Raw genomic sequence first — 17,478 nt, forward strand, 5'->3', positions numbered from 1 at the left:
CAGCCAGGGCCGTACGAAAACGGGGCAACCGGAAATAGTTGGGCGCGACTCGGCTGCGTACAGCCAAAAAAGAGTCCGCCGGGCGGCCCCACCCCCCACGGGAAGGACGCCCGGCGGACCGTCTGTCGGCCGTGGTGACTAGCGCACGTCGTACGCGCGGACCACGGTCTGGGTGACGGAGTTGCCGTTCTCATCCGTCAGTTCGGTCTTGAGCCAGACCTGCTTGCCGGAGGCGCCCGCGTGGTTCACGGTCGCCGTCCGCTCCTTGCCGGAGCCGGAAATCGCGGCCTCGGTCCAGGTCTGCCCCTCGTCGTACGAGTACGACAGCTTGGCCGACTTGATGGCCCCCGGGGCGTACCCGGCGTGGCCCTTGACGGTCAGGCCGATCTTCAACCCGTCCTTCGCCTCAAGGGTCTTGAGCCCGTCCTCCGGCAACGTGTAGCGCGGGAAGAGTATTCCAAGACCCTGTGAGAACTGGGACTCGTCGAGCTTGGAGCGGAACTTCCAGATCGTCTGCACGGCGCTGGAGCGCTGCCACACCTTGGCGGGCGAGCCGATCTTCTCGATGCGCTGCTCGAGTTCGTACGTCGCCTCCTCGGCCGGGACCTCGAAGGCACCGGACGGGTAGCCGCTCTCGCCGATCTGCTCGCCGTCGCGGCGCAGCACCAGGCCGCCGATGTCGCCGAACGAGCCCGGGATTCCGTCGTGGCCGCCGTCGCTCCACATGGTGCCCTCGAAGCCGATCAGGTTGCCCTGGCGCTCCGCGGCCAGCAGCTCCTTGCCGGTCTCGTCGTGCGGCACGGACGGGGTGACGACGCCGTCGTACCAGCTCTCGTTGCTCGTCTTGCCGGCCTGGTAGGAGCGCGGCCGGTCCACCATGTACTCGCCCCAGGGGAAGCTGGAGGAGAGCTTGTGCTGCCAGGTGGTGGCGCCCGCCGAGTAGTACTCGGTGCGCCTGCCCGGGGACGGGACGGTCTCGATCTCGCCGATGAACGTACTCATGCCGATCGGCGTGGTGGTGGAGACGAGGTCGAGGAAGTCGGTGCCGACGCCCATCGCGTGGTAGCTCGACTCGACCTTGCCGAGGCCGCTGTCGCGGACCTTGTACGTCCGGTCGCCGTGGATCGCGCCGTCCTCGGCGAAGAAGAGGTTGTAGACGTACGGGCTCTTCGCCGTGGCCTTCCAGTTCAGCGTGACCGGGCCGGTGGCGAGCTTGGCGAGAAGGGCCTTGGCCTCGGCGGACTGGACGGCCAGGCCGGGCAGTTCGCCGCCCACGAAGCCCATCGACGGGAACCAGCGGCCGGGTGCGTCGCGGTGGGCGAGGACGGCCTTGGCGCCCTCGGCCTTGGCGTTGCGGGCGATCGCGAACAGCGAGGTGCTGTCGTTCGGGACCTTGACCAGGGCGATCTTGCCCTTGACGCCGGCCGCCTTGAGCTCTTCCGGGGTGCCGGTCTTGGCGTCGACGAGCTCGGCGGAGCCGGTGCCGTCGAGGTTGGCGGAGCCGGTGGACGCGGTGGTCGGGTGCAGGACCGGGCCGCCCTCGGCCTTCAGCTCGGATATCTGCGGGGCTGCCGCTCGCCAGGTCGAGCCGAACTCGAACTCGCCGTCACGGGCGTCGCCTTCGATCGAGGCGTAGTAGCCGCGGATCGAGCGCGGGCCCTGGGCGGTGAAGCCGTGACCCGACTCGTCCCAGGTGCGGGCGAAGGACAGGGTGGCGCCGCGCGGCTCGCTCGGCTCGTCGGTCTTGATGCTCAGCCGGTGCGCCTTGCGGGCGTCCAGCGTGATGGTGGTGTCCTTCTTCAGCTGGACCTGGGGGCGGCCCAGGTAGCTGATGGAGTCGTAGAGGCTCGCGCCCTCGCCCGCGTCGGGGGTGGCGACGAAGCCGGAGAGGAAGTAGCGGCCGGGACGCAGCTCGTACGAGAGGCTGTTCTCGCCCTCGTTGAAGCGCCGGGAGCCCTTGGCGTCGTCCATGCCGATCACGTCGAGCGAGGACGGGCCGTCGGCGGGCTTGCCCTGGCGGTCGATGAGCTTGACCCGCAGGGTGACCGTCTCCGGCTGGACGTACAGGGAGAACGGCGTGGAGACGTGAACTCCCTTGGCGCCCTTGGCGATTACCCGGCCGGTGATGTCGCCGTACTGGCCGGGCTCCAGGCGGGTGCCCGGGTCCAGCTTCAGCGGCACCTTGACCGTGGCGCCCGCCGGGACGGTGACCGAGCTCTTGGCGAGGCGGGCGAGCGAGGAGCGGATCGTCGACCCGTCGTGGCCGCGGAACTTCGCCAGGCCCAGGTCGAGCCGGACCGCCTTGTCGGAGGTGTTGGTGTACGGCACCTCGACGGTGGTGCGGTCGCTGCTGTCCTGCGGCCAGTTGAAGGTGCCGCCCTGCAGTGCGGGCGCGGAGAGCACCGTCTGGTCGACGGCGCCCTTCACGTCGAGCAGGCCGCCACCGCTCCGGCGGACGTCACCGGGAATGTCCGGGTTCGCGGAGGAGACGAGCGCGGACTTGAGCTGCTGCGGCGTCCAGTCGGGGTGGCGCTGCTTGAGGATGGCGGCCGCACCGGCGACATGAGGCGTGGCCATCGACGTACCGCTCATCGACTGGTACGCGTAGACGCCGCGGCCGCCCGCGTTGGCGGCGGAGATGTCGACACCGGGGGCGGTGATCTCCGGCTTGAGGGTGTGCGTGGTGGGCGCCGGGCCGCGGCTGGAGAAGTACGCCGTGGCGTTCTCGCGGTCGACGGCGCCGACGGACAGGACGCCGGGGGTGCAGCCGGGCGAGCTGATCGAGTTGTCGCCGATCCTTTCGCCCAGGTTGCCGGCGGCGACGACGAACAACGTGCCGGAGTTCCGGGCGAATTCCTCGGCCGCGGTGCTCATCGGGTCGTCGCAGTCCGTGGGCAGGCCGCTGCCGAGGCTCATGGAGACGACGTCGGCCTTGTTGTCGACGGCCCACTGCATGCCGGCGATGATCCAGGAGGTGTCGCCCTCGCCGGAGTCGTTGAGGACCTTGCCCGCGAGGAGGTCGGCGCCGGGCGCGACGCCCTTCTTCTTGCCGTCGCTGGCCGCGCCGGAGCCGCCCACCGTGGAGGTGGTGTGGGTGCCGTGGCCCTGCCGGTCGTCGGTGGTGTCCGAGTCGGTGAAGTTCTTGGACGCGGCGATCCGTCCCTTGAGGTCGGGGTGGTCCGCGTCGACGCCGGTGTCCAGGACCGCGACCTTGGTGCCCTTGCCGTCGTAGCCGGCGGCCCACGCCTCGGGGGCGTGCACCTGCTTCGTCGACTTGTCGAGGGTCGACTCGACCTTGGCGTCGAGCCAGAGCTTCTTCACGTCGGATGCGGCGCGGGACTTGGGGCTGGTGAGGTCGGCCCAGAAGTCGGCGGCCTTCTTCTTGTCGGCCTTGAGGGCCACGCCGTCGATGACGTCGAGGACCAGCTCGCGCTCGGCCCCGCGCAGGGTCGCCGGGATACTTCGGGACACATCCACCGATTTGTCGTAAGTGGCAATCAGTGGCAGCGACTTGGCGTGCGCGTCGTCGTAGCCCTGGCGCACCAGGCCGGTGACGTTGAACAGCTGCTCGTCGACCTTGCCCGCGGCGATCGCCTCGACGGCGCCCTCGGGGTAGACGAACAGGTCCTTGCCCGACTGACGGGTGGTCACGATCGGCTGGAAGCCGTCCTCGCGAGGCAGCACCGTCGCGGCGCTGCGGCCCGAACTGTCGGTGCCGACAAGGACCTTGTCGCCCGTGACGAGGGTGACGGTGGACTGCTTGCCGCCCTTGCCCTTGGCCGCCGCGGCCTTGCTGCCGACGATCTGTCTCTTGCCCGGCTGGTCCCCCTGTGGCTGCGCCACGGAGGGCACGGCCGCGGTACAGGCCAGGACGGCGGCGGTCGCCACCCCCAGGGCACTCCGCGATATGGCGCGCATCGGTCTCCCCAACTCGAGTCTGCGGTGCGATGACATTGGCAGAGAGGCGGGTGGTGCAGGGATGATGTCCTGAGGCGGGTTTGCGCCGGGGCGGTTTTCCGCCACGGTGGGCGTCGCCTGGGGCGTGTGCCGGAAGTCCCTCCGTTCGCCCGGAGGGCGGGCCCTGCGGCGTCTGGTGCGTGCTCTCGGCGTGCCCGGCGGAAGTCCTCGTACTGGATGTACTTGGGCTTCCGCCGGGTGCGGCGAGAGGGGGTCCCCCTGCTCGAAGAGCTTGGGGGAGCGTGCCAGGCGTGGCGGGGCAGGAGGGACTTCCGGCACACGCCCCAAGGGGGACGGCAGAGTTCGAGCAGATCGCGCGCGTGGGAGGGCAGCAGCTGATGCTGGGGGCCATAGGACTGGATGAGGTGCAGGAGACGGCGTACCGGACGCTCGTCTCGCTCGGCGCGGCGGACGTCGGCGACCTCGCGCACCGGCTCGGCTTCGGCGAGGTCGACGCCGAGCGGGCCCTGCGCCGGCTGGAGAACCACGGGCTCGCCGCCCAGTCGTCGGCCCGGCCCGGACGCTGGGTCGCGGCGCCGCCCGGGGTCGCCCTGGGCGCGCTGCTCACCCAGCAGCGGCACGAGCTGGAGCAGGCCGAGCTGGCGGCGGCGCTGCTCTCCGAGGAGTACCGGGCACAGGCCGCCGAGCCCGCGGTGCACGACCTCGTGGAGGTGGTGACCGGGGCCGGGGCGGTCGCCCAGCGCTTCCTGCAGCTGCAGCTGGGCGCCACGGAGGAGGTGTGCGCGCTGGTCACCGGGCGGCCCGTGGTGGTCGCCGGGAATGACAACGATGCCGAGGTGCAGGCCGCCGGGCGGGGGGTTTCCTACCGGGTGGTGGTCGAGCGCGAGGTGCTTTTCCAGCCCACCGGTCTCGTCGACCTCTCGGCCGCGCTCGGCCGGTCGGAGCAGGTTCGGGTGGTCGACCGGGTGCCGACCAAGCTGGTCATCGCCGACCGGTCGCTTGCGATGGTGCCGCTCACCTCGCGGATGGCGGAGCCTGCGGCGTTGGTGGTGCACGCGAGTGGGTTGCTGGAGTCTTTGACGGGGCTTTTTGAGGCGGTGTGGCGGGATGCGTTGCCGCTGCGGCTCGGCGAAGGGGGTGTGGGGGTCGAGGAGGTGGCCTCCTCGGGGCCGGATGGGACTGACCTGGAGATTCTGTCGCTCCTGCTGGCCGGCCTCACTGACGCCAGCGTCGCCAAGCAGCTTGATCTCGGGCTGCGGACTGTGCAGCGGCGCGTGAAGCGGCTGATGGAGCTCACCGGGGTGACCACGCGGTTGCAGTTGGGGTGGCATGCGTATGAGCGCGGGTGGGTGGCTCGCTGAGGTTCTTCTTTGCCCCTCCCCGCCCCTTCCCGTAAGGCTGCCGCCGGCTTCAAAAGACTGTCCTCAAACGCCGGACGGGCTGATGGGACGGGCTGAGTGTTGGTCCTAGGTCCAACATCCGATGCGCCCAGCCGCACGCACGTGATTCGCTGGGGCATGAGCGAATTCAGTGCGGTCGAGCGGGCCTATCTCAAGGCGCAGCGTCTGGGGCGGATGGCCACCGTCGACGGCAAGGGGCAGCCCCAGGCCAACCCCGTCGGGTTCTTCCCGCAGGACGACGGGACGATCCTGATCGGCGGCTACGCCCTGGCCACCACCAAGAAGTGGCGCAACCTGCGGGGCAACCCGAAGGTCGCCCTCGTCGTAGACGACATCGTCAGCTTCAAGCCCTGGCGCGTACGGGGCGTGGAGATCCGCGGCGAGGCGGAACTCGTGACCGGCCCGCACGAACTGGGCCCGCACTTCAGCGAAGAGCTGATCCGCATTCACCCCGCGAAGATCCACAGCTGGGGGCTGGAAGAGCCCACGGGCTGAGCCCAGGTGCGGTTGGGCCTGCCCCCCCGGTGCAAGGTCCGATAGGCTCGAAGTGTGATGGCCGACCAGCGCGCCTCGGACCCGTACGCCATCGTCGCCGTGGCCTCCTCCGCCGGGGGCGTCCAAGGACTGATCGCGCTTCTGGGAGCGCTGGGCCCGGAACTCTCGGTGCCGGTCCTCGTGGTCCAGCACCTCGATCCGAGGCATCGCACGGTGATCGCCGAGGTCCTCTCCCGCCGCACCGAACTGCCGGTGAAGCTCGCGGAGGCCGACGAGTTCGCCATGCCGGGCACCATCCACATCGCCCCTCCCGACCGGCATCTGCTCATCGGTTCCGACGGGCGTCTGACGCTGACCAGTACGGAACTCGTCCACTTCGTACGTCCCTCCGCCGACCTGCTCTTCGAGTCGGTGGCCGGCGCCTACGGACCGCGGGCGATCGCCTGCGTACTCACCGGGACCGGCAAGGACGGCGCGATGGGGACGGAAGCCGTCAAGTCACGCGGCGGTACCGTCATCGCCCAGGATCCGGCGACGGCGGAGTTCCCGGGGATGCCGCAAGCGGCGGTGGACACGGGAGCGGTGGATTTCGTGCTACCCCTTGACGAAATCGCCGCGGTCATCCGCGGACTTGTCGAGGTCAAGAGGCAGTGATGGGTGAACCGCAGGACGCTCAGGCCGATGAGGCGCTGGAGGAACTCCTTGTCTTCATCCGGGAGGCACGCGGCTTCGACTTCACGGGATACAAGCGTTCCACCCTGGGGCGGCGCATCCACAAACGGATGACCGACGTGGGCGTCACCACCTACGCGGACTATCAGGATCTGCTCGAAGCCGGTGCGGATGAATTCGACGCCCTCTTCAACACGATCCTCATCAACGTCACGTCCTTCTTCCGGGATCCGGACGCCTGGACCTTCCTGCAGCGTGAGGTCGTCCCCGAACTGATCGCGGACCTCATGCCCGATCAGGAGATCAGGGTGTGGAGCGCGGGCTGCTCCAGCGGTGAGGAGGCGTACTCGCTGGCCATCGTGTTCGCGGAGGCGCTGGGCATCGAGGAGTGCCTGCGCCGCGTCAAGATCTACGCCACGGACGTCGACGAGGAAGCGCTGCGCGAGGCCCGCTCGGGGCTGTACCCGGCGAAGTCGCTGGAACCACTCGCCGCAGAGCTGCGGGAGAAGTACTTCGAGCAGAACGGCGCCCAGTTCAGCTTCCGCCCCGATCTGAGACGGCGGGTGATCTTCGGACGGCACGACATCACCCGTGACGCCCCGATCTCCCGGCTCGATCTGCTGATCTGCCGCAACACACTGATGTACTTCAACGTCGAGGCCCAGACGCAGATCGTCGACCGCTTCCACTTCGCACTGCGCCAGGCCGGTTTCCTCTTCCTCGGCAAGGCCGAGATGCTGCTGAACGACGCGGACCGGTTCGAAGTGGCCGACATGCGGCAGCGGATCTTCCGGCGCAGCGCGGGCGACGCCGAACTGCCGTACCACCCGGCCCCGTTGAAGATCAGGGCCGCCACGGGCACCGAGCTGCACTCGGTCGCGCGCACCCGTCAGCTGCGCGATCTGGTCCTCGACGGAGGCCCGACCCCGTCGATCGCCATCGACGGCGACGGCATCGTCGTGGTGATCAACAGCCAGGCGAGGAGCCAGTTCGGTCTGACCTCCGCCGACATCGGGCGGCCCTTCCAGGATCTGGAGATCTCCTACCGGCCGGTCGAACTCCGCTCCCTGATCGACCAGTCCATCCACGAGCGCAGGACCCTTCGGGTCAACAGGGCCGAACGGCGAGTGGGCGAGGACGTCCAGTACCTCGACATCCTCATCCAGCCACTCGCCGGGCCCAACAGCCTGCACGTCGCCACCACCATCTCCTTCACCGACGTCACCGTGGCCACCCGACTCAAGGCCGAGGTGAAGCGAGTGCGGGAGGACCTGGAAACCGCGTACGAGGAACTGCAGTCGACCAACGAAGAGCTGGAAACCACCAACGAAGAACTCCAGTCCAGCATCGAGGAACTGGAGACCACCAACGAAGAACTCCAGTCGACCAACGAAGAGCTGGAAACCACCAACGAAGAACTCCAGTCCGGCAACGAGGAACTGGAGACCATGAACGACGAGATGCGCATCCGCACCGAGGAGCTGGACGAGGCCAGGGCATTCCTGGAGGCCGTTCTGACCAGCATCGCGGCGGGAGTGGTGGTCCTGGACAGCAACCTGAAGGTCAGGAGCTGGAACCGGGGTGCCACCGACCTGTGGGGGCTGCGTGCGGACGAGGTCGTCGACGAGCATTTCTTCGGGCTCGACTTCGGACTTCCCACCGACGTACTGCAGCCCGTGGTGCAGCAATGCCTGAAGTCCCGCAAGCGTTCCGGCCCGGTCGCCGTGCAGTCCATGAGCCGTATCGGCCGGCCCATCACCTGTGACGTGTTCTGCTCCCCGTACGACGGGCACAACGGCGGCGTCGTCCTGATGATGGAAGAAAGCCGAAGCGATAGCCCTGGCTGACCCCGCCGCGTACGCTCCGAGCATGGACTCGCAGGGGCAGGACGAGGCCCTCAGCCTGGCCGACATGGCGTGGCGCCGTGCTGCTCAGGCGCTGGAGCGTGCGCAACGGGCCGAGGCGGCCGCCGAGCGCAACGAATTACTGGCGGCCCGGCCGGACGGCGAGTTCTATGCCCACATCGCGGCGACGCACCGCAGAACTGCCGCGTGCCACCGGTCCTCGGCCCGTCTCCAGGAGGCGTTCGCCCGGCGCACGGCGGCATGGGCGCAGGGGCAGGGGCAGGGGGGCCAGCCCCGGTTCATGACCGGTGTCGCCGAGGCGTGCGGCACGGACAGCGCCGCGCTCACCCTGGTCGACTCCGAGCAGAACCAGCTCGCGGTGGCGGCGTCCGACGAACCCTCCCGGGCCGCACAGGATTTGGAGTACGTACTCGGCGAGGGCCCGTGCCGTGACGCGGCCTTCGAACGGCGCCCGATCCACGCGTCGGGGACGGCGATCGGAGCGCGCTGGCCCGGCTACGGAATCGCCCTCGCCTCCCTGGGAGTCACCTCGGTGATCGCCGTTCCCCTGCAGACGCAGGAGAGTTGCATCGGGGCGCTGGCGGTGTTCGGCCCACGGCCCGGCCGCGGCGGCTCCTCCGGACTGGACGAGGTGGCCGCCGCACTCACCCGCATCGTGCTGCTCGGCCCCGACGCCGATCCGGAACTCTACGGCGGAACGGACCACCGCGAGACGGTGCAGCAGGCAGTGGGCATCCTCTCCGTTCGGATCGGCTGCGCCATCGACGACGCACTGGCACTCATCAAGGCCCGGGCATTCGCGGAGGAAACGTCCACCGAGGTGATCGCCCGCCGGATCGTGCACGGAGAGCTCAACCTCGGTTAAGGAGAGCTCAATCTCGGTCAAACGGAGACCTGAACCTAGGTCAAGGGGAGAAGCCGCATGACGCCCGAACAACGGCTGGCCGACACCTTCGTGGCCCTGGCCGGCAGCACGAGGGACGGCGCACCGGACATTCCCGGAACGCTATCCCTCCTCGCGCACCGCACCCCTCCCCTCCTCGGGGTCCGGGCCGCGACCGTGGTGTTCGTCCCCGGCGAGCGCGAGGAGACACGGGTGTACGGCTCCAATCCCGAGGTGTCCCGCTTGGAGCGCGACTCCGTCGGCCGGCACGAGGGCCCCGGCCACGACTTCCGCCACGCCGACGAGCACCCGATTCAGGCGGCCCTCGACAGCCGGCCGACCGTCCTGCGCTGGCCGCACTACACCTCACGGGCCGTGGAACTGGGCTACACCCACGCGGCAGCCCTCCCCCTGCGCGGGCACACGCGGACCAGCGGCGCGCTCGTTCTGCTGTCAGGACCCGGGAGCGACTTCTCCCCGCGCACCCTGCAACTCGGCCAGTCCGTGGCCGACTTCACCGCCGTCATTCTTGAAAGCGCGTACGAAGCCGAACGCAGCCGGACACTCACCGCCCAGTTGGAGCAGGCCCTGACCAGCCGCGTGATCATCGAGCAGGCGAAGGGCGTACTGGCGACGCAGAGATCGCTGACCATGGGCGATGCCTTCAACCTCCTTCGTCGGCACGCGCGTTCACATCAGCGGCTGCTCAGCGACGTGGCCCGCGAGGTGGTCGAAGGGCGCCCCGATCCCGAATTGGCGAATCCCAAGGCCCAGTAGTTCCCGGGGCCTGTAGCGCACCTTTACCACGCGCCTTCCAGGCCGAGCAGTTGCTGCTTGCGCTCCAGCCCACCGGCGTACCCGGTGAGCGACCCGTCCGCGCCGATCACCCGGTGGCAGGGGCGCACGATCAGCAGCGGGTTGGCGCCGACCGCGCCGCCGATCGCCCGGACCGCGGCCCGCGAGGCGCCGATCTGCCGGGCGAGCGCGCCGTAGCTCGTGGTCGCGCCGTACGGTACGTCGTCCAGCGCCGCCCACACCCGCTCGCGGAACTCGGTGCCGTCGGTGTGGAAGGTCAGGTCGAAGTCCTTCAACTCCCCGGCGAAATAGGCCCGCAGCTGGCGCTCGGCCTCCTGGAACGCCTCGGGTGCGTGCCGCCACTCGGGCTGCCGGACGCGGCCGCCCTTCTGGCCGGGCACGGACAGCGAGCCGAGCGCCCCGGATCCGTCGCCGGTCAGGAGGAGTTCGCCGAGCGGGCTGTCGAGGGTCGTCCAGTACGTCGTCGCTGTAGCGGTCGTGCTCATCGGGTGGGCTCCCACTCGGTCCGGGTCCAGAGGTGTTGTGCGGCGTACGAACGCCAGGGTCGCCAGGCGTCGCTCAGCGCCGGCTCGCCGGGCACCGCCACGTCGGGGTCGCCGAGCGCCCGCATGCGGATGTACGCCGCCGTCCGCGCGTCCACGCCGTCGACCGCGAGCAGCGCCTGCTCGGCGTCGTCCCGGTCGGCGCCCGCGTCAAGGCGGACCGAGCCGTCGGCCAGGGCGGCGGCCAGCGGGAGCGACGGGGCAAGGGCCCTCGTCTCGGGGAAGACGTGGGTGAGCGAGCCGCACGGCACGTCGAGGCGGGTGCCGTAGGTGTGGACGAGGCGGTGGGCCTCGTCCCGGCCCGCCACGACGCGCACCGCGAGCTCCGCCGGGTCGGCCGCGCCGGGTGAGCGCAGGCCCGGCCGGGCCGCGACGAGCGGGCCCAACTCGGCGTCGGAGCCCAGGCGTTCGTCGACCGCCTGGGGGTCGGCGTCCAGGTCGAAGAGGCGGCGCAGGCGCTGCACGGCAGTGGTGAGGTCGCGCAGGTCGGTGAGGTGGATCCGGGCGTCGAGCCAGGGCCCGGCCTCCTTCTCGTCGACGGCGGCGATGCCCGTGCCGTGCGGGAGGCGCAGGGTGCGGCGGTAGGTGCGTACGCCCGGCTCCCCCGCCATCTCCTCCAGGCCGGGGACGGCCTCGCGGGCGAGCAGGTCGAAGAGCGAGGCGCGGTGGTAGGGCATGCGGTGGGCGAGGCGCAGCGGGACCCCCGCGACCAGGCCGGTGTCCTTGCTCGACGTGGCCTGCCCGGTCGCCTTGGCCGTCTTGGACACCCTGGCCGTCTTGGACACCTTGGCCACCTTCGTGCCGGACTCCGCGCGCAGGGCGCTCGGCGTGCGCGCGTACACCTGACGGATGGTGTCGTTGAACTGCCGCACGCTGGCGAAGCCCGCGGCGAACGCGATGTCGGTGATGGGCAGTTCGGTGGAGTGCAGCAGGACACGGGCGGTGTGCGCGCGCTGCGCCCTGGCGAGCGCGACCGGTCCCGCGCCCAGCTCCGCGGTGAGCTGGCGCTGCACCTGGCGGGCGCTGTAGCCGAGCCGCAGGGCGAGGCCGGGGACGCCCTCGCGGTCGACGACGCCGTCGCCGATCATGCGCATGGCGCGGCCCACGACATCGGCCCGTACGTTCCAGTCGGCCGAGCCGGGAACGGCGTCGGGGCGGCAGCGGCGACAGGCCCGGAAGCCGCCTGACTGGGCGGCGGCCGCGGTCGGGTAGAACCGGACGTTGTGGCGCTTGGGGGTGACGGCGGGGCAGCTCGGCCGGCAGTAGATGCCGGTGGTCTCGACGGCGAAGAAGAACTCTCCGTCGAAGCGAGCGTCTCTGCTCCGCACCGCCTGGTATCTGGTCTCCTCGTCGATCACGCAGTCCATTGTGAGGCAGGGACCCGCTTGGGTCTGGCGGGAATCGGACATGGGCCTCGCAGGCCCGCACGCCACGGGGCTCCGCCCCGGACCCCGCTCCTCAAACGCCGGAGGGGCTGATTTCTGCCCCACCGGAAAGATCACATTGCGTCGACCGGCAAAGAGCAGGCAAAGTGGCAGGCACTGATCTTTTACTGACAAGGGCCTGCCATGTCTGTCTCCGTCCCCCGCCTGCTCACCGCCTGCGGCGCCACCGCGCTGCTCGCCCTCACCGCCACGGCCTGCGCCGATGACGGCCAGGCGGTCGGTGTCGTCACCTACTCCGCCGCGTCCCAGGAGGCGGAGGCCGGTGGTCACGGTGAGGCCGAGGCCGCCGAGGAGTCCGGCGGTCACGGTGAGGCGGCTGCCGCGGAGGAGCACTCGAAGACCAACCCGTACCTCAAGGGCTGCCACAAGATGGCCGAGCCGGCGACGAAGGTGCACAACAACACCAACGCCGACCTGGTCGCCTTCACCGGCGCCGACTGCACGGGCGAGTCCAAGCACATCGGCAGCAAGACGGCGGACGCCACCGCGCCGCACGCCGACGCCTGGCAGAGCTACAACTTCACCCCGCACAACTGAGCAAGGGGTCCGTCGGCCAGGCCGCCACAGCCGGCCGACGGACCCTCCCCGGTGCCCGGCCAGGCACCGACCCCCCGGGTGCGTACCCGGAAGTCTGATCAGCGGCCGTGACCCCGCTTGGCCTCCATGTTCGCCCGGCCCTGCGCCTGCTTGATCCGCCAGTCGCGGCGGATCGAGGCCCGCAGCCGGGCATCGGTCTTGGCGACGAGGCGCTGGTTCTCGCGCAGCAGCTTGCGGTAGCTGTCGAGGCGGCGCTCGGAGAGCTCCCCGTCGTCCAGCGCGGCAAGCACCGCACAGCCCGGCTCCGCCTCGTGGGCGCAGTCGTGGAAGCGGCAGTCCGCCGCCAGTTCCTCGATCTCCGCGAAGACCTGTCCGACGCCGGTCTCGGCGTCCCACAGGCCGACGCCGCGCAGCCCCGGTGTGTCGATGAGGACACCGCCACCGGGCAGCAGGAGGAGGTTGCGGGTGGTCGTGGTGTGCCGGCCCTTGCCGTCCACGTCACGGGTGGCCTGTACGTCCATGACGTCCTCGCCGAGCAGCGCGTTGGCCAGCGTGGACTTGCCCGCGCCGGACTGGCCGAGGAGCACGCTGGTGCCGCCCGCGACGACGGCCGCGAGGACATCGGTGCCGTCCCCGTCGGTGGCGCTGACGGGCAGCACCTGGACGCCCGGGGCCGCCGTCTCGACGTCCTGGACGAGGTGGGCCCGCGTCACCGGGTCCGGCACCAGGTCGGCCTTGGTGAGGACGACGAGGGGCTGGGCCCCGGACTCCCAGGCGAGGGCCAGGAAGCGTTCGATGCGGCCGAGGTCGAGCTCGACGGCGAGCGAGACCGCGATGATGGCGTGGTCGACGTTGGCCGCGAGGATCTGCCCCTCGGACCGCTTGGACGACGTACTGCGGGCGATTTCCGTGCGACGCGGCAGATAGACGCGCACCAGTCGCGGATCGCCGTCCGGGTCGACGGCGGCCCAGTCGCCGGTGCAGATGACTCGTAGGGGGTCGTGCGGGGTGACGAGCGAGGTGTCGGCGCGGACGATTCCGTCGGCCGTGACGACATCGCACTGGCCGCGGTCCACGCGTACCACCCGGCCCGCGAGCAGCCCCTGCGCCGCGTACGGCGCGAAGGCGGAATCCCAGTCCGCGTCCCAGCCGTAGCCGGTCAGGGGGTGGGAGAGGGTGCTGAGATCAGCAGAACTCAAGGGAGGGACCCTTCACATGAGTGGTCCCGGCGCTGACGCTACGAAGCGTTGGTTTCAGCCGGTGACCACGGGGGTGGGAGTGATGAACTTCTGGATGCGAGCAGCGCTCGTCGCCGTGACAGTCATCAGAGACACCTCCGTACATGTGGGGCCCGGGGCCGGTGATCGGGGATCATCGGCAAGAACGAGAGAACGGTAACCCGGCTCGCTCCGCGGGTGCCAACTATTTTCTGACCTGGGGTTTTCGGATTTCCGCACCCTTCCGCGCCCTTCCGCCCCACGGCGCCCCGCTGCTACGGTGTCGCGCATGTTCCTCTCCAGGCATTAGGGCACGCCCGGCCCGCGAACTGCCCAGGCAGTCGCGGCACTTCGGCGTCCCCCTTCCGCCTCGATCGAGGAACTTTCCCATGTCTGCGCCCATGCAAGGGCGGCCCTCGTATGCCGCCGTACTGCGCCTTCCGCACGCCCGACGCACCTTCGGTGCCGCCCTGCTCGGGCGGCTGTCGTACGGGGTGGTCGCCCTCTCCGTGATGCTGGCGGTGACCCGGGCCACCGGCTCGTACGCCGTCGCCGGCACGATCATGGCGCTGTTCGGCGCCACGAGTGTCTTCCTGTCCCCGCTCCGGGCGGCCCTCGTCGACCGCCACGGCCCACGCCCCGCGCTGCTGCCGATGGCCCTGCTCTACGCCGGCCTCCTCGCCGCGCTCGCCGCCGCCTCCTGGCGGCCCGGCGCCCCCGCGCTCCTGCTTGGCGCGCTCGCCGCCGGGGCGGGTGCCTGCACGCCTCCGCTCGGCCCCTCGATGCGGGCCATCTGGCGCGAACTCACCGATGACCAGAGGCTGTTGCAGCGCGCGTACAGCCTGGACGGGGTCGCGGAGGAGCTGTTGTTCGTCTCCGGTCCGCTGCTCGTCGGCGTACTGGTGCAGGTCGCACCCCCGGCGGCCGGTGTCGCGCTGAGCGCGCTGCTCGTGGGGGTCGGGACGTTCGCGTTCGTCATGTCGCCGGCCGTTCGGGACGTACGGCCGGCCGCTGCCGCCAAGGCGACGGCACGCTCCGGGGCGCGGCCGCAGGGGGCCCGGGCGCTGCTGACGCCGGTCGTGGTGGCGGCCGGGGTCGGCCTTGCCCTGGGCGCCATGGATCTGCTGGTCCTCGCGTTCGCGGCGGACCGGCACCAGGGGGACGACGTGGTCGCCTGGGTGCTCGCCGCCCTCTCGGCGGGCAGCGCGGTCGGCGGGCTGCTGAACGGTGCCGTCAACTGGCGTACGAGCATCCGCGTGCGGCTGCCGCTGCTGACGGTCGGTCTCGGTCTCGCCCTGGCCGCGGCGGGTCTCGCGCCGGGTGTGGGGACGCTCACCGTGGCGGTGGCGTGTGCGGGGTTCTTCGTGGCTCCGGCGCTCACCACGGCGTATCTGCTGGCCGACGAGGTGGCCCCGGCCGGGCGCCGCACACAGGCGGGCGCCTGGGTCAACACCGCGGTGAACGCGGGGATTTCGGGTGGCACGGCGGTGGCCGGCGTGCTGGCGGCCCGACTGCCGCTCGGGGCGTGCTTCGCCCTCGCGGGCGGCGTGACCCTGCTCGCGGCGCTGGTGGCCTGCTTCGGGCGGAGGGCGAAGGCGGGGGCGGAAGCGGAGACGGGGACGGGGACGGGGACGGAAGCGGAGACGGAGGCGGAGGCGGCTCACGCCTCGGGAACCCCGGCCGCGCGCACCAGCACCTCGGTGTGAAGCGAAGGTGCACGTCAGGCTCCTGCGCGGCGAACAAGTGCCGCTCGTCGCGAGGGATGGAGCTGGTTCTTCCCTGTTCCACGTTTCGCCGGGCGGGAGTCGGGCGGACGTCACCCGGCTCGGGGAGGTTCCTTGCCGCGAGGCCGCCCCAGGCCTCGCGGTGAGGGGCCTTGCAGCGAGGTCCCCACCGACCGCGTCCGCACGGAGAGCAGGCCCACCATGTCGAGCCCCGCCATATCCCCTCCGGCCAGCGGCACCTACGCCGTCGCGATCGCCGACTCCCCCGAACTCGTCGCCGCCGCCCAGCGGTTGCGGCACCAGGTCTTCGCCGGGGAGCTGGGCGCCCGGCTGCACTCCCCCGTCCCCGGACACGACATCGACGAGTTCGATGCGGTGGCCGACCATCTCGTCGTGACCGAGACCGGCTCCGGCGAGGTCGTCGGCACCTACCGTCTGGTGCCGCCCGGCCGCAGCGAACGGCTCTACTCCGAGGGCGAGTTCGACCTGACCGCCCTGGGTGGCATACGCCCCCAGCTGGTGGAGGCGGGCCGCTCCTGTGTGCACCCCGACCATCGCGGCGGGGCCGTGATCAACCTGATGTGGTCGGCGCTCGCCCGTTACGTCCTGCTGTCCGGGCACGGCTACCTGGCCGGCTGTGCCTCCGTACCGCTCGACGACGGCGGCCGCGCCGCCAGCAGCGCCTGGCTCCTCGGCAACGCCCGGCACGCGGCCCCGCCCGAGCTGCGCGTCCACCCGCACCACCCGTGGCAGCCGCCGGCCCCGCTCCCCGGCCGGCCGAGCCCCGCCGATCTGCCGCCGCTGCTTCGCGGCTATCTGCGGCTCGGGGCGTGGATGTGCGGGGCGCCCGCGTACGACGCCGAGTTCGGGGTCGCGGACTTCTATGTGCTCTTGCCGATGGACCGGGTGAACACGCGGTACCGGCGGTACTTCCTCGGCGAGGACGCAGCCGGGCCCGCGGTGCGGCGATGAGTGCGTGGGCGGTGTATTCGCCCTGCACTCCACGGTGTGCGGTGCAGGGCGCTCCGCCGGTCCGGCCCGGTGCGGTCGTGCGGCGTTACCGGGACTTCGGGCTCGCCGTGCTTGGCGCGCTCGCCTCCGGTGGGGCGCTGGCGGATCCGGAGGTGGTGCGGGGGCGGGCGCTGCGGTTGCTCGACGCGTTGGACGTACGTCTTGAGGGCGATGCCTCGCCGCTGCGGGTGGCCGGTCCGGCCGGGCCCGGGACCCTCACGCCCGGGACCCTCATCGCGGCCGATCACATTTCGTGGCTGGATGTCGTGGCTCTGCTGGCCCGGGAGCCGGTGACCGTGGTGGCCAAGCGGGAGGTGGGGGGCTGGCCGGTGGTCGGGCGGCTGGCCCGGGCTGCGGGTACGTGCTTCATCGATCGGGATCGGTTGCGGGATCTGCCGGATGCGGTGGGGCGGGTGCGGGATGCCCTGGCGGGTGGGCGGTCGGTGGTGGTCTTTCCACAGGGGACCACCTGGTGTCGTGCCTCGGGGGGTGTGTTTCGGCGGGCCATGTTTCAGGCTGCGTTGGATGCGGGGGCTGCGGTGCGGCCGGTGACGGTGAGCTATCTGCAGGGTGGTGTGGCCAGTACGGTGGCCGCGTTCGTGGGGGATGACGGGTTTGTGCCGTCCCTTCGGCGGGTGGCACGTGCCCGTGGGCTGGCTGTGCGGGTGCAGGGGCATGCGCCCCTGTTCCCCGGCGATTGGGGGGATCGGCGGGTATTGGCTGCTGCGGCTCAGGAGGCGGTGTTCGGGGCGGATTTGATTCCCCACCCCGCCCCTTCCCGAAAGTCTTCGACGACTGGGGCTTCGCCCCTGGCCCCCGGATCGGCCTTCGGCCTCTGTCCTCAAACGCCGGACGGGCTGGAGAGATGCGGACCGACTGAAGAGGAAGGGAAGCGGACAGGAAGCGGACGGGAAAAGGAAGGGAAGAGGAAGGGCTGAAGAGAGCCGGTGGGA

Annotated in this window: 14 protein-coding genes; 10 read left to right on the forward strand and 4 right to left on the reverse strand. The window is 70.9% G+C overall.

Annotated elements, in window-relative coordinates:
- Window positions 1–138 precede the first annotated feature (138 nt).
- Window positions 139–3,918, reverse strand: coding sequence for a S8 family peptidase (locus tag OG430_RS12270; protein WP_327352497.1), 3,780 nt, complete (start codon window positions 3,916–3,918; stop codon window positions 139–141).
- Between the two features lie 377 nt (window positions 3,919–4,295).
- On the opposite strand from OG430_RS12270, the gene OG430_RS12275 reads away from it, so the two are divergent.
- From OG430_RS12275 to OG430_RS12300, 6 genes are all read left to right on the forward strand, one after another.
- Window positions 4,296–5,279, forward strand: coding sequence for a helix-turn-helix domain-containing protein (locus OG430_RS12275; RefSeq protein ID WP_327352498.1), 984 nt, complete (start codon window positions 4,296–4,298; stop codon window positions 5,277–5,279).
- Between the two features lie 156 nt (window positions 5,280–5,435).
- Window positions 5,436–5,813: a PPOX class F420-dependent oxidoreductase gene (locus OG430_RS12280; protein ID WP_327352499.1), complete on the forward strand. Its 378-nt coding sequence runs from the start codon at window positions 5,436–5,438 to the stop codon at window positions 5,811–5,813.
- Window positions 5,814–5,870: 57 nt separating this feature from the next.
- Window positions 5,871–6,467, forward strand: coding sequence for a chemotaxis protein CheB (locus OG430_RS12285; protein WP_327352500.1), 597 nt, complete (start codon window positions 5,871–5,873; stop codon window positions 6,465–6,467).
- The gene (locus OG430_RS12290) at window positions 6,467–8,332 is read left to right on the forward strand and encodes a CheR family methyltransferase (protein ID WP_327352501.1); all 1,866 of its coding nucleotides are present in this window, start codon (window positions 6,467–6,469) and stop codon (window positions 8,330–8,332) included. Before OG430_RS12285 ends, OG430_RS12290 begins: the two co-directional genes overlap by 1 nt.
- A 22-nt stretch (window positions 8,333–8,354) precedes the next feature.
- Window positions 8,355–9,215, forward strand: coding sequence for a GAF and ANTAR domain-containing protein (locus OG430_RS12295; RefSeq protein ID WP_327352502.1), 861 nt, complete (start codon window positions 8,355–8,357; stop codon window positions 9,213–9,215).
- A 57-nt stretch (window positions 9,216–9,272) separates the two neighbouring features.
- Entirely contained in the window at window positions 9,273–10,010 is a 738-nt protein-coding gene (locus OG430_RS12300; protein ID WP_327352503.1) for a GAF and ANTAR domain-containing protein, read from the forward strand.
- A gap of 23 nt (window positions 10,011–10,033) precedes the next feature.
- Here OG430_RS12300 and OG430_RS12305 read toward each other — a convergent pair whose 3' ends face one another.
- Together OG430_RS12305 and OG430_RS12310 are read right to left on the reverse strand one after the other, a co-directional pair.
- Window positions 10,034–10,534: a methylated-DNA--[protein]-cysteine S-methyltransferase gene (locus OG430_RS12305; RefSeq protein ID WP_327352504.1), complete on the reverse strand. Its 501-nt coding sequence runs from the start codon at window positions 10,532–10,534 to the stop codon at window positions 10,034–10,036.
- Window positions 10,531–11,958, reverse strand: coding sequence for a DNA-3-methyladenine glycosylase 2 family protein (locus tag OG430_RS12310; RefSeq protein WP_327352505.1), 1,428 nt, complete (start codon window positions 11,956–11,958; stop codon window positions 10,531–10,533). Before OG430_RS12310 ends, OG430_RS12305 begins: the two co-directional genes overlap by 4 nt.
- A gap of 201 nt (window positions 11,959–12,159) precedes the next feature.
- Between OG430_RS12310 and OG430_RS12315 the strand changes: the two genes are divergently transcribed.
- Window positions 12,160–12,573 (forward strand): hypothetical protein, encoded by a 414-nt coding sequence (locus OG430_RS12315; protein WP_327352506.1) that lies wholly within the window; start codon window positions 12,160–12,162, stop codon window positions 12,571–12,573.
- Between the two features lie 98 nt (window positions 12,574–12,671).
- On the opposite strand, the gene rsgA is transcribed toward OG430_RS12315, so the two are convergent.
- Window positions 12,672–13,772 (reverse strand): ribosome small subunit-dependent GTPase A, encoded by a 1,101-nt coding sequence (gene rsgA, locus OG430_RS12320; protein ID WP_327352507.1) that lies wholly within the window; start codon window positions 13,770–13,772, stop codon window positions 12,672–12,674.
- A 407-nt stretch (window positions 13,773–14,179) separates the two neighbouring features.
- Here rsgA and OG430_RS12325 point away from each other — a divergent pair, with 407 nt between their 5' ends.
- From OG430_RS12325 to OG430_RS12335, 3 genes are all read left to right on the forward strand, one after another.
- On the forward strand, window positions 14,180–15,496 hold the full coding sequence (locus OG430_RS12325; RefSeq protein ID WP_327352508.1) for an MFS transporter: 1,317 nt from the start codon (window positions 14,180–14,182) through the stop codon (window positions 15,494–15,496).
- A gap of 219 nt (window positions 15,497–15,715) precedes the next feature.
- The gene (locus OG430_RS12330) at window positions 15,716–16,486 is read left to right on the forward strand and encodes a GNAT family N-acetyltransferase (protein ID WP_327352509.1); all 771 of its coding nucleotides are present in this window, start codon (window positions 15,716–15,718) and stop codon (window positions 16,484–16,486) included.
- Window positions 16,487–16,563: 77 nt separating this feature from the next.
- Entirely contained in the window at window positions 16,564–17,463 is a 900-nt protein-coding gene (locus OG430_RS12335) for a lysophospholipid acyltransferase family protein (RefSeq protein ID WP_327352510.1), read from the forward strand.
- Window positions 17,464–17,478: the final 15 nt, after the last annotated feature.

This window comes from Streptomyces sp. NBC_01304 (genome assembly GCF_035975855.1).
Lineage (GTDB): Bacteria > Actinomycetota > Actinomycetes > Streptomycetales > Streptomycetaceae > Streptomyces.